Annotated in this window: 10 protein-coding genes; 6 read left to right on the forward strand and 4 right to left on the reverse strand. The window is 65.1% G+C overall.

The features are described 5' to 3' along the window. Positions 1–186 precede the first annotated feature (186 nt). Both F3J17_RS33135 and F3J17_RS33140 read left to right on the forward strand, forming a co-directional pair. Entirely contained in the window at positions 187–783 is a 597-nt protein-coding gene (locus F3J17_RS33135; protein ID WP_167069617.1) for a molybdopterin-dependent oxidoreductase, read from the forward strand. A gap of 10 nt (positions 784–793) precedes the next feature. Then, positions 794–2611: an ATP-binding protein gene (locus F3J17_RS33140; protein WP_167069619.1), complete on the forward strand. Its 1818-nt coding sequence runs from the start codon at positions 794–796 to the stop codon at positions 2609–2611. Between the two features lie 12 nt (positions 2612–2623). Here F3J17_RS33140 and F3J17_RS33145 read toward each other — a convergent pair whose 3' ends face one another. Continuing rightward, positions 2624–3478, reverse strand: coding sequence for a helix-turn-helix domain-containing protein (locus tag F3J17_RS33145; RefSeq protein WP_167069621.1), 855 nt, complete (start codon positions 3476–3478; stop codon positions 2624–2626). A gap of 432 nt (positions 3479–3910) precedes the next feature. Between F3J17_RS33145 and F3J17_RS33150 the strand changes: the two genes are divergently transcribed. Continuing rightward, positions 3911–4546 (forward strand): C39 family peptidase, encoded by a 636-nt coding sequence (locus F3J17_RS33150; protein ID WP_167069662.1) that lies wholly within the window; start codon positions 3911–3913, stop codon positions 4544–4546. Positions 4547–4591: 45 nt separating this feature from the next. Here the strand turns inward: F3J17_RS33150 and F3J17_RS33155 are convergent, their stop codons facing one another. Both F3J17_RS33155 and F3J17_RS33160 read right to left on the reverse strand, forming a co-directional pair. Then, positions 4592–5548, reverse strand: coding sequence for a LysR family transcriptional regulator (locus F3J17_RS33155; RefSeq protein ID WP_167069623.1), 957 nt, complete (start codon positions 5546–5548; stop codon positions 4592–4594). A 329-nt stretch (positions 5549–5877) separates the two neighbouring features. Next, positions 5878–6930, reverse strand: coding sequence for an NAD(P)-dependent alcohol dehydrogenase (locus tag F3J17_RS33160; protein WP_167069625.1), 1053 nt, complete (start codon positions 6928–6930; stop codon positions 5878–5880). Positions 6931–7314: 384 nt separating this feature from the next. On the opposite strand from F3J17_RS33160, the gene F3J17_RS33165 reads away from it, so the two are divergent. From F3J17_RS33165 to F3J17_RS33175, 3 genes are all read left to right on the forward strand, one after another. Beyond that, the gene (locus F3J17_RS33165) at positions 7315–8241 is read left to right on the forward strand and encodes an AraC family transcriptional regulator (RefSeq protein WP_167069663.1); all 927 of its coding nucleotides are present in this window, start codon (positions 7315–7317) and stop codon (positions 8239–8241) included. A gap of 41 nt (positions 8242–8282) precedes the next feature. After that, complete coding sequence (locus F3J17_RS33170; protein WP_167069627.1) at positions 8283–9236, forward strand: 2-hydroxyacid dehydrogenase; 954 nt, start codon at positions 8283–8285, stop codon at positions 9234–9236. 269 nt (positions 9237–9505) lie between these two features. After that, on the forward strand, positions 9506–11563 hold the full coding sequence (locus tag F3J17_RS33175; protein ID WP_167069629.1) for an EAL domain-containing protein: 2058 nt from the start codon (positions 9506–9508) through the stop codon (positions 11561–11563). A 4-nt stretch (positions 11564–11567) separates the two neighbouring features. On the opposite strand, the gene F3J17_RS33180 is transcribed toward F3J17_RS33175, so the two are convergent. Further along, positions 11568–12887 (reverse strand): MFS transporter, encoded by a 1320-nt coding sequence (locus F3J17_RS33180; RefSeq protein WP_167069631.1) that lies wholly within the window; start codon positions 12885–12887, stop codon positions 11568–11570. Positions 12888–12961: the final 74 nt, after the last annotated feature.

The following is a 12961-nucleotide window of genomic DNA, read 5'->3' on the forward strand; positions in this document are numbered from 1 at the left end:
AAGAACACGTCTATTGTCGGAGTAATGTTTGACGATATTATGCCTATGCTTGCGGGCAGATGCAGACCGGCTGGCTTCGGACAGATCCAGTACAGCCGCGCCGGCTATGCCGCCGATGATGGGGCCCGATGAAAAGACCCGTCGCAACACCACACGACCAACACTTAGCGCCTTGGGGGCGAGCAGATGCAGGATCGCATTGTCCTGGGGAATGAGCAGGAGACGAATCGTGACGAGAGCCGGCAGCAAGACCGGCCCGCAAGCGGCGAGCGACGGCGCTTTGCGCTTGCGCTCGCGGGACTGCTGGCGGCCGCCGCGCTGCCGTTGCCGCGCCGCGCGCTGGCCGGCGAGAGCGGCGGACTCTCGCTCGACGTGAACGGCGAGGTCCACGTGACCAACAACGCCGCGCACACGGCTTATCACTTCAGCGAAGAGCAACTGCTCAAACTGCCCCAGCATTCGATCGAGACCGCCACCACCTGGACGCCGCGCTCGACCTTCACCGGCCCGCGTCTGGCCGACGTGCTCGCGATCGTGGGCGCATACGGCAGCCAGATCGAGATCCACACCATCGACGACTACACCTGCGTCGTGCCGGTTTCCGACGCCGATCGCTACGGCGCGGTGCTGGCCTACGCGATGAACGGCCGGCGTCTGAAGGTCAGCGACTTCGGCCCGCTGTTCCTGATCTATCCGCGCGACCAGTTCCCGCTCGAACTCGATGGCGCGGCGGGCGATTCGAAATTCGCCTGGCAGATCGTTTCCATGACCATCAAGCCTTGAGTTTTACGTGATGCATCGTCCGCTGCGACGCTTCCTGCATGTGCTGATCTGGATCGTCGCGCTGGCGCCGCCGGTGATGGCAGTCGGCTACCTGCTCTACGCAAACCTGCTCAATCCCAAGGTCGTGCAACGCCTCACCGGCAACTACGACGGCCTCTACTGGGACGCCGCGCAGATGCAGATCGCCTACGCGCGCTTTGAAAGCCAGTTGCTCATCTACGCCGACGGCATCGACCGCGATCTCGACAAGGTGCGCCTGCGCTACGAAGTTCTGCAATCGAAGCTCAACGTCATGAAGGGCTCGACGCGCACGCTCGCGGGCATGCCGAGCCTGATGAAGCTGCAGCAGCAGGATCTGGCCGTGATCGACGCCACCATCGCGCCGTTCGAAGCGCAGATCGCCACGCTCGCCGATAGTCCCGCGCGCGCCGTGCCCATGCTGACCGCGCTCGACACGCACTGGGCCGAAGTGACCGATCTCGCGCTCAATCGCCGTTTCGCCGATGTGACCGAGCGCGAGGGCATACGTCGCGATTTCATCGCCAAGCGCCGCGAGCTGTTTGCGGCGGGACTCGTGCTGCTGATGCTGTCGGCGGCGGCGGCCGTGTTGCTGGTGATGAACGGCTACCGGCGCACGCGTCTGATCCGGCAGCAACACGCCGCACTGGAAGCCGAACACCAGGCCACGCGCGCCGCGCGCGAGGCGAGCAACGCCAAGGACGCCTTCCTCGGCATGATCAGCCACGAACTGCGCACGCCGCTGCACGCGATCGTTTCGTCGATCGAATTACTGGGCTTCAATTCGCACTCGGAAAGCGACCGCAAGGTGATTTACCGGCTGGAAACGGCCGCGCGTCAGCTTGAGGCACAGATGAAGGATCTAACCGATTACGCGCGTCTGGGCGCGGGCAAGCTGGAGTTGCGGCAGGAGGAGTTCTGTCCGCGCGAACTGCTGCAATCGATTGTCGACCAGAACGAACAGGCCGCGCGTGCGCGGGGACTTGAATTCGCGCACGCCTGGAGCGGGCCGCAGCGCAACGTCCTGGCCGACCCGCATCGCATTCGCCAGATTGCCAACAACCTTGTGACCAACGCGATCCGCTATACCGAACGCGGTTCGGTGCGCATCGAATTTTCCGCGCGCGACGATGCAGCGAGCGGCGCGCAGACGCTTGCGATCATCGTGAGCGATACCGGGCCGGGCGTCGCGCCCGCGCAGATTCCGCTGATTTTCAAGGAGTTCACGCAGCTCGATACCTCGCGTTCGCGCCGTTACGAGGGCGCGGGGATGGGGCTGGCGATCGTGCGCGGGCTGGTCGATCTGTTTGGCGGCACGATCGAAACCGATAGCCGCGTGGGCGAGGGCACGACCTTTACGGTGACGATTCCGGTCACGGCCGTCGCGCCGCCGGTGCCGGACACGCTCGTGCCGCCCGTGCGTGCGGAGGCGGCGCCCCCGCTAGTGCTGGTGGTCGACGATAACCCGCTCGTGCGCGAGTCGCTGTGCGAAATGGTGGCGCACATGGGTTACGCGGCGCTCGCCGCAAGCGACGCCGATGGCGCGCTGGCGAGCCTCGACGCCACGCCATGCGACGTCGTGCTGCTCGATCTGCATATGCCAGGGCGTGACGGATATGCGTTTGTGGCGGGGCTGGAGGCGAAGGCGGGCTGGAAGCCGCGCGTGATAGCCGTGAGCGCCGATGTGGCTGCGCTCACGTCATCCGGGGAAGGGGAGAATCCGTTCTTCGACGCGTTGCCGAAGCCCGTGCACTATGAGGTGCTGCGGGCGGCGTTGCAGAGAGCGTTTGGTGGGGCGCGCGCGGCTTAGCCGTCTGACCGCCTAGCCCCGATTCAACCGCTTCGAAAGATCCGCCACCAAAATCGCCATCCGCGCCGGTTTCTCATAGCACGCGACGTTGTAATGCCGCACCACCTGGCTGATTTCCGATTCGCTCGCCTTGCCGGTCAGCAGTTCGCCGGTCAGCACGAAGATCGGCGCTTCGGGGTTTTCTGACGCACGCACCTGGCGGATTGCCTCTGCGGCGGTCTGGCTGCCGAACAGCCAGTCGATCACCACGCCGTCAAACACGTTGTGCTCCAGCGCTTCAGTGAACGCGGCAAGACCGTACAGCGCAAGCGCCGCGTAGCCGCTGTGCTCCAGATAGTCGCGCAGGTTGTCGGCGGACGCCTGGTCGTCGTCGACCACGGCGATGAGCGGTTTGTCAGCCTCGGCGCGACGCGGGTAGATCTCGATCTTGTGAACTTCGCGTGCGTTCAGATAGAGCGCGCCGTCCGGGCGCACGACGCGCCACTGGCCCTGCTTCTCATACGCGACGAAGTCGGGGCGCGTACCCGGTTCCACCGACGCGCCGATCCACGCGGTACACGCCAGTTCCACCGCGCTCACGCACAGCAGCGCGTCCTGCGCGGTCGCGCCCACCATGCCCGGATCGAGCAACTGTGCGCCGAACAGCTGTCCCGCAGGTTCGCCGAACGCCTCGGCCACTTTCTTGATCTGCGCGAGCGTCCAGGGGCTGTTACCGCGCAGCTTGCGGTGCCCCTGTGAAAAGCTCAGCTCAAGAATCCTGCACAGCTCGGTAGTCTGCTGGCGTTTGCCGATGCCATGTCGGCTCATCAGCTCACGTACGCGCTCCGCGACCGCGGCTGAGTCGGTTGTGTGTGCAACGTTCGACATACTGCTAATGGGGGAAGATCGAGTCGGATTGGGCTAATTATCTCGTGCCGCTGTGCCGCCGCTAGAAGAAAAATCCTGACGGAGCACGGGCGCACAATATTCTAAACGCATCATTTGACAATCGCTTAGCTTTCGTATGACAACATTAAGGGTCTGATGGCAACGCGATTCCGGTGACGTCGTTCAACGGCTCGGAGCCCACTTCAATGCTGACTGGCAGAGGCTGTGGCGCACCGCACCCACACGCGTCACGCGGCTTTGCGACAATGGTCTTTGTACGCGCATTTCACGAGCCGGGGCGCGGCATTGCCCTTCAGGCCGATTACGGTTGCATAACGTCACTGGGATGAGAAAAGCTTGAACGAAATCAACACGCAAGCAACGCGCGAACAGCAAACCGGGCAGCGCAAGGCGCTCGCCCAGGAAAAGGAAATCCGCCATTTTGGCGTACCGTATTACAGTCAATGGGGCAGTCCCGAATGGGTGGCGCGCATTGTCGAAGACGATGTCGATCCTTGCGATGACCCCGCCTGGCGCGCGAGCGGTTTCGCGCAGCCGGAGCAATACCGCTTCTGGGCCAAGCGCCTTTGCGGGCTGACCTGTTTCGAATCGGCGCTCGATTACTGGGGCATCGAACATGCGCCGCGCGCCGCCATGCTCGAAGACGCGCTGCGTCACGGCGTCTACCGCATGCGCGAGGACGGCGGCGTGGACGGGCTGATCTATCAGCCCTTCGCCGACTGGGCCGAATCGGCTTACGGCGTGCGCGTCGAGGTGATGACCGATGAGGACATTCAGGTGAGCGCGGCACGTCTGGCCGCCGACACGCTGGCGATCGTGTCCGTGAGCCCCGAGATCCGCTACCCGGAGCGCGCCAACACCGATCAAGGCGGTCACCTGATCCTGCTGCACGGCCGCAGCGATGGCGGCGTGTGGTTCCACAATCCGTCGGGCGTGGCGCCGTATCAGGCCGACGCCTGGCTGCCCTACGAGACGGTGGCGCGCTTCCATGCCCGCCGCGGCATGGCGCTCACGCGCATTGCCGTCGACGAGACGTTGGCCGAATAAAAAACGGCGCGGCGGCCCGATCGAAGCCGCCGCGCCGTGTGCTCATCAAGCCGGCTGCAACCCTCCCAGCAACTGGCGCACGCGCGACAGATCGCGATTGAGCGCGCCCGCGTCCTCGAACAACTCCGCGAGCCAGTCGATAAACACCCGCACGCGCGGCGCGGGCTGGCGCGACTTCACGAACGCGACCGAAACGGGCGTCGGCAGCGGCTTCCATTGCGGCAGCACTTCGACTAACGCGCCGTTGTCCAGATACTGCTGCGCCGCGAGCAGCGGCGGCTGCACCAGACCGTAGCCTTGCAGCCCGCAGGTGAGATAGGCGAATTCGTCGGAAACGTGCACGAAGCCGTCCACCTTCACCTTGGTCGGGCTGCCGTCCACCTCGAAGTCGAACTCGTACGGGCGGCCCGTGAGCGGCGACAGGAAATTCACCACGGGATGCTGGGCGAGATCGTCGAGCGAAGTCGGCGCGCCGTGGCGTGCGAGATACGCCGGGCTCGCGCAGGTCACATGCTCCAGCAGGCCGAGCCGACGCGCCGCAAGACCCGAGTCCGGCAACTCGCCGAGCTGGATGCTGCAATCCACGCCTTCGCCGACCAGGTCGACGTTGCGCAGACTCACGCCGATCACCAGATCGATCTGCGGATAACGCGCGTGAAATTCGTCGAGTGCGGGCAGCACGATCGCGTTGGCGATCAGCCCCGGCATTTCCACGCGTAGACGTCCGCCAATCGCGCCGGGTGTCTGGCGCAGGCTCGCTTCGGCGTCGTCGATATCGGCGAGGATCTGCGAGGCGCGCTCGTAATACGCCGCGCCTTCAGGCGTGAGCGAAAGCCGGCGTGTGGTGCGAACGAGCAGTTGGGTGCCGAGCAGCGCCTCAAGGCTCTGCATCAGCGTGGTGGCGCTGGCGCGCGGCATATCCAGCGACTGCGCGGCTTTGGTGAAGCTATTGGTATCGACGATACGCACGAACGTACGCATCGCCTGGATGCGGTCGATCACGGGCGAGCTCCTTCAAAAACAGGCTTGAAAACTGAGCTAAAACGGGTGGAACGATTTCCGCGAAATTCCCATGCGACAGTACGAAAGCGCCGGAAAGGGGCGAGCCGCGCTGCGTTGAAAAACGCTTCGCGACGCCGGCGTCTCGCGGAAAGCGACGCGCGGCAGCGGTTGTACAAAAACGGTTCGTTAGATGACGGCGCACGGGGACGCCGGCTCGACTACGCGATGTACTGCGGGAGGCCGGAAAGGTTGGCCTCGAAGCGGGGGCTGGCGGGCCGTCCGGAATGGACGGCCCGGCGGGGCAAAGCGTTACGTCGTGGGTTGCGCGCTTACTTGCGCAGCGTGTCGATATCGATCACGAAGCGGTACTTCACGTCGCTCTTGAGCATGCGCTCGTAGGCGTCGTTGATGTCCTGCATCTTGATCATTTCGACATCGGACGTGATGCCATGCTTGCCGCAGAAGTCCAGCATTTCCTGCGTTTCCGCGATGCCACCGATCAGCGAGCCCGCCAGACGGCGGCGCTTCATGATCAGGTTGAACACCTGCGGCGACGGGTGATCGTGTTCGGGCGCACCTACCAGCGTGAGCGTGCCGTCGCGCTTGAGCAGTTCGATGAACGGGTTCAGATCGTGCTGCGCCGCCACCGTGTTGACGATCAGGTCGAAGCTGTTGGCGTGCTTCGCCATCTGCTCCGGGTCTTTCGAAATCACGACTTCGTCGGCGCCCAGGCGCTTGCCGTCTTCGATCTTCGAAGGCGAGGTGGTGAACAGCACCACGTGCGCGCCCATCGCATGCGCGATCTTCACGCCCATGTGGCCCAGGCCGCCCAGACCGACGATGCCGACCTTCTTGCCGGGACCCGCGCCCCACGTGCGCAGCGGCGAATACGTGGTGATGCCGGCGCACAGCAGCGGGGCGGCCGCGGCGGCGTCGAGGTTCTCGGGCACGCGCAGCACGAAGGCTTCGTCCACCACGAGTTGCGTCGAGTAACCGCCGTAGGTGACGTCGCCGCTCACGCGGTCGTTGCCGTTATAGGTGCCGACGAAACCGTTCTCGCAATACTGCTCGAGTCCTTCCTCGCAGCTACCGCAGGTGCGGCACGAATCGACCAGACAGCCCACGCCGACCAGATCGCCGACCTTGTAGCGCGTCACGCCCGTGCCCACCTCCGCGACGCGGCCGACGATCTCGTGGCCCGGCACGACGGGGAACAGTGTGTTGCGCCACTCGTTGCGCGCCTGATGCAGGTCGGAATGGCACACGCCGCAGTACTGCACGTCGATACGCACGTCGAGTTCGCGCAGGTCGCGGCGCTGGAATTCGAAGGGAGCGAGCGGCGACTGCGCGTCGCGGGCGGCATATCCGTAAGTGGGGTACATATCGTGTGGCTCCTGAAACTGGTTTGCCTGAAAACAGCGCGAAAAACAGCGCAAACGCCAAAGCGCAACGCGTTGAAGCGCTGGACGATTCGGGTGTTGCGGCAGGGTTCCCATCGTAAGGACCGGACCTCACCCAGGGAATACCTGAATCTATCGAAGACTTGCCTGATTCTCCTGGTCAACAGCGGGGCTGTGCATTCGGTGATAGATTGGCAAGCCTGTTTCTCCGCCTTTGCCGATGAATTTAGGGGCGCTTCTGTCATGAAAAATGCACATACCGCCGACGCTGCGCCGCTTGCGGCCAGCCCGGTTTCCACAGCAGTTTCCCTGCCCGCCGCTTCGCTCACCGCGCCCGCGCTGCCCGCCGTCCAGAACGAGGACGCCATGCAGCGCCGCGTCGTCGACCTGCTGATGCAGCTCACGCAGCGCGACGGCGCGCATCACACCGCCGTCGAAGGCGTGCGGCTGTTTCGCGGCAGCCAGGCGCATCCGCGCCAGCCGGTGATGTACGAGCCGAGCATCTTCATCGTCTGCCAGGGCCGCAAGCGCGGCTTTCTCGGCGATCAGGTGTTCATCTACGACGCGCAGCAATATCTGGTGCTGTCGGTGCCGCTGCCGTTCGAATGCGAGACCGAAGCCACGCCCGAGAAGCCGCTGCTCGCGATTTCGGTGCGCGTCGATCTCACCATGGTCGCGGAATTGCTGATGGCGCTCGACGACACGCGCGGCAGCGCCGTGGCGGAACCGGTCGGCATCTACGCCACGCCGCTCGACGCGCCGCTTTCGAACGCCGTGCTGCGCCTGCTCGAAGCGCTGGCGCATCCGGGCGACGCGCGCATTCTCGGCCCCGCGATCGTGCGCGAGATCTGCTACCGCGTGCTGACGGGCGAGCAGGGCGATGCGATTCGCGCGGCGCTCACGCATCAGCATCACTTTGGCCGCATCGCCAAGGCGCTGCGCCGCATTCACGCCGATTACCGCGGCGATCTCGACGTGGTGACACTGGCCTCAGAAGCGGGCATGAGCCTTGCCGTGTTTCATGCGCATTTCAAGGCCGTGACCTTGACCTCGCCGATGCAGTACGTGAAGACCACGCGCCTGCACCACGCGCGCATTCTCATTGCGCACGATGGCATGAACGTGAGCGCGGCGGCCACGCGCGTGGGCTACGAAAGCGCCTCGCAGTTCAGCCGCGAATTCAAGCGCCTGTTCGGCTGCAGTCCCGCCGACGAGATGCGTCGCGCGCGCACGGCGGCAGAAGCGGCCGCGCCGCGCGTGGAAGTGGTGGCCCGATACGCGACCGCCGCCTGACTGGGTGAACTTGCTTCGCATGACTGAGGAATGACGTCGATATGAACGCTGCCGCGCCTGCTGACCGTCCCCGCCTGCTCGTCCTGATCCCGCTCACCGATGCCGATCGCGCCGCGCTGGCGGAGTGTTTCGAGGTGCACTATGCGCCCGATGCCGAGCAGCGCACAGCGGCGATTGCGCAGCAGGGCGCAACGGTACAAGCGCTGCTCACGAACGGCACCACGGGTCTTACGGCAGACGAAATCGACGCCATGCCAGCGCTGAAACTGGCGGCGGCGCTGGGCGCGGGCTACGAGAACATCGCGCTCGACCACGCGCGTTCGCGCGGTATCGCGCTGTGCAACGGCGCGGGCGTGAACGCGGATTGCGTCGCCGATCACGCGATGGCGCTGCTGCTCGCCGCCGTGCGCGCGGTGCCGCAATACGACGCGGCGTGCCGCGCGGGCATCTGGCGCGACGCCTTGCCGATGCGGCCCACGCTCACGGGGCGACGCCTCGGGATCGTGGGCTATGGGCATATCGGCGCGAAAATTGCGCAGCGCGCGGCGGGCTTCGATATGGTCATCGGGTATCACAATCGTGCGCCGCGCGAGGGCGTGAAGGCGCGCTATTTCGATTCCACGCTCGCCCTTGCGCAGTGGAGCGACTGTGTCGTGATCGCCACGCCCGGCGGCGCGCAGACGCGTCATCTGGTCGACCGCGCGGTGCTGGATGCGCTTGGGCCGGAAGGTTTCCTCGTCAACGTTTCGCGCGGCAGCGTGGTCGATACGGCGGCGCTGGGCGCGGCGCTCAAGGAAGGCACGCTGGGCGGCGCGGGCCTTGATGTCTACGAAGGCGAGCCGGAGCCTCCGCAGGCGCTGATTGCGCTGGAGAATATCGTCCTCACGCCCCACGTGGCCGGCACCTCGCCCGACGTGCGCGCGGCCACGGTGCGCAACTTCATCGACAACGCCACACGCTGCTTTGCCGGCGAACCGTTGCTCACGCCGCTCTGAAGCGGCGTTGAACGCGCCTTGAGCCTGCTTTGAAGCGGCTTTGAAGCAGCTTTAAAGCGCCCCGCGCCAAGGCCGTTTTTTACCGCCAATCCCTGGCGTTTTCCCGCCCCTCGTGCCCGCTATGTACGTTGGGGCACGGCCGTGCCCGCGGGCATGCCGTATCATTGCGCCTAAAGCGTCGCGTTCTCGCTCGCTGCTTCGCCCGTTGCCTCGCGCGCCGCGCATGGACGGCCGACTTCCCCGCCCGGGAGCCAAGAGGCGTCAAGCACATGCAAACCCTGATCGAGGCATTGCAAGGCACTGCAGACCTCGTGGTGAACCGTTTCTACGAGGAGCTGGCTCGCCTGCCTAAATCCCGGCGCATTCTGGAAATGCTGTCGGAGCCGGAACTCGCCCAGTTAAAATCGCGGCAGATCCAGAATCTGCTGGCGATTGCCCAGCCCGGACTGACCTCGAAAGCGCATGCCGAAATGGCGATGCGCATCGGCCGCATTCACGCCATTGTCGGACTCGACAAGGAAGAACTGGTGCGCAGCCGCGGCATCCTGCAGGAACTGCTTTACAAACTGATTGGGCGCAACGTGAGCAGCCAGGCGCTTTCGCTCTACTCACGCCGCCTGACTTCCGATACCGCCTGGCAATTGAAAGCCTATCAATCCGTCGAAGACTCGCAGCAGGACGTACTTCAGCGCATCACGCGCATCGTCTGGGAAGCGGGCAGCTACACGCATTTCATCGATCAGGTGATCGCGACGCTTGCCGCGCACGATGAAGTCACTGCTTGCGCCATCGGCCGCCCTGACGCGGCCGGCATTTTCCATTTCGAAGCGGGCACCGGCAGCACCGCCGGCGACGGCCTGGTCAATGTGCTGATGGCGCAAGGACACGAAATCAGCGTGCGCGCCGATCATCCGCAAGGGCAGGGCGCCGTGGGGCGCGCGTGGCGCAGCGGCAACCCCGAACGCGTGGTCAATTACCAGACCGATCCGCTCGTCGCGCGCTGGCGCGAAGTCGCCGAACGCGAAGGGCTGCGCTCGGCCGTGGCGTTGCCGCTGGCCGCGCCGGGCCAGACGCCGATCGCAATCCTGATGCTCTACAGCGCGTACCCGGGCGGTTTCGTCGGCCCCGATCAAGTGGCTTTCGTCGAATTGCTGCAAACGCTGCTGGGCTGCGCGGTCACGCGCCTGCAGACGCACGACGGTCTACATGTCGCCGCCGTGCCGATGAGCGTGCGCCAGCATTGGGCCGCGCTCGTGCGCACCGGCGCGCTGGAAATGCACTATCAACCGCTGCTGAATCTGGCGAGCGGCCATTGCGGCAAGGTCGAAGCGCTCGCGCGGCTGCGCGACGGCGAGCGCCTGCTGACGCCCGACGAATTCCTCTTTGCGCTGGCTTCCGACGATCTGCTCGAACTGTTCGTGCGCGGCCTGCAACAGGCGCTCGCCGAGCGCGCGCAATGGCTTGCGGCGGGCCACGATCTGGAAATGTCGATCAATCTGCCGCCCGCCGCGCTCAACGATATCCGCTACTTCGACGCGACCTGCGAATTGTTGAGCGCACATGCATGCCCGAGCGCACGCCTGACGCTGGAAGTACTGGAGAACGAAGCGTTGTCGCTGAACCAGGGGCAACGTGCGATTCTTGCGAAGTTCCGTGCGCTGGGTGTATTGCTGGCGCAGGACGATCTGGGTTCGGGCCATAGCGGGCTGGCGCGGCTGCGCGAACTGCCCTTCGACTGGATCAAGATCGACCGCGAGATCGCACACCTGGGCGGCGAAAAGCGCAGTGGCGATGCGACGCTCGACGCGCTGCGGGTCGTCTATCAGGTGACGCGGCTTGGGCACTCGCTCGGCAAGCTGGTGCTGGCGGAAGGCGTCGATGCGGCCGATCTGCTCGAAGCGCTCGCGATTCTCGGCGTGGATGGCGCGCAGGGCTATGTGATCGCGCGGCCGATGCCGGCCGACGAACTCGCGGTGTGGATCGGCGGCGCGCCGCATGTGCCCGACGCCGGTGCGGGCGGCAGCGTGCTCGCGCGGCTTGCACACTTTATCGTCTGGGAAGAGCGCGTGCGCATGATCGCGGCAACGCCGGGCGCGGCGCGCGATCTGCTGGGCGCGAGCGATTCGCGCGATCCCTTGACACAGGCGCTGGTGGGTCTCGGCGATATTCTGCCTGCGGGCGAAGCGCGCGATGTGATTCAGCGCGATCTGCTGCGCGCGTTGCCAGGAGGACGCGAAAGCGCCGCGTGGCGGGCGGCGATGGCGCAGCTGATGCTGGCCATCGAAGTGGCGGCGCTGGAAGCGCATGCCACCGCGCACGCGCACTGAACGCCTATTCCGGCATGGCGAGGGCGACATCGCGGCGCGATGTCTGCGGCTGCCGGCGTTCGAGGACTGCGATACAGATCAGCGAAACCCCCGCAAGTGCGCTATAGAACAGCGCAAGTGGCCACCATTGGCCCGGGAAATCATGGGCGAGCAGCGTGCCGAGCAACGGCGTGAGGCCGCCCGCGAGCGCCGCGCAACATTGATAGGATATCGAAATAGCGGAGTAGCGCACCCGTACCGGGAATGCGTTGGTCATGAAGCCTGCCATCACCGCGTAGGAACTGCACATGCACATCACCGTGATGGCGATGCCGGCCACAATGGCAACCGGCTTGCCCGTGGACACCAGCACGAACATCGGCCACGGCGAAAGCATCGCCAGCGCGGCGGCCAGCGTGAGGAAGCGGCCCGCGCCCACGCGCTGAGCAAACCAACCCGAAGCAAGCTGCGTGAACAACTGAATGAACGCGACGATAAACAGGCAGTCGAGGATCAGGCCGCGATCGAGGCCAAGCGTCTGCGTCGTGTAGTTCAGCATGAAGGTGTTGACGAACCACGCGCCCGCCACGCCGATTACATTCGCACCCAGACACAGCAGCACGACGCGCCAGCTATCGCGCAGCACGTCGAGAATCGGCAGCGAAGCCGTGCGGCGCTGCGCCTTGACCGCCTCGAATTCGGGCGATTCGCCGACGCCCGAACGGATCAGCAAGCCCACCACCAGCAGCACGGCGCTGGCGATGAACGGCAGACGCCAGCCCCAGGAAAAGAGCGCGTCATGATCCAGATGGGCGACGCTGCGAAACGCCAGAAGCGCAAGAATCAAACCAGCGGGACTGCCCAGTTGTGCGAACGAAGCGAGGAAAGTGCGCTTGTTCTGCGGCGCATGTTCTCCCGCCATCAGCACCGCGCCGCCCCATTCGCCGCCAATCGCGATGCCCTGCGCAATGCGCAGCGCCACCAGCAACGCGGGTGCGAGCGCGCCTGCGCTTGCGTAAGTCGGCAGAAAACCGATGCCCACCGTCCCCACGCCCATGATCGAGAGCGTCGCAACCAGCGCTTTCTTGCGGCCGATGCGGTCGCCCAGATGACCGAATATCAGTCCGCCGAGCGGTCGCGCGAAAAAGCCCACGGCAAAGGTGCCGAACGATGCCAGCGTGCTGTAGAACGGCTCGTGCGACGGAAAAAACAGCTTGCCGAAAATCAGCGCAGCCGCTGTGGCATAGATATAAAAGTCGTACCACTCGATCGTCGTGCCGACGAAGGCGGCCAGCGAGGCGCGCGCGGGCTGGCGTCGGGTCTGCTGTACGGCAGGTTGCGTCATGGTTGTCTCCTTTAACCTGAACTGGGCGTGTCGAGCCGGCTAAAGCCGGTCTTCGTTTTTTGCGCTGGCGGCGG

Origin of the sequence: Burkholderia sp. Ax-1719 (assembly GCF_011753055.1) — a bacterium.
Taxonomy (GTDB): Bacteria; Pseudomonadota; Gammaproteobacteria; order Burkholderiales; family Burkholderiaceae; genus Paraburkholderia.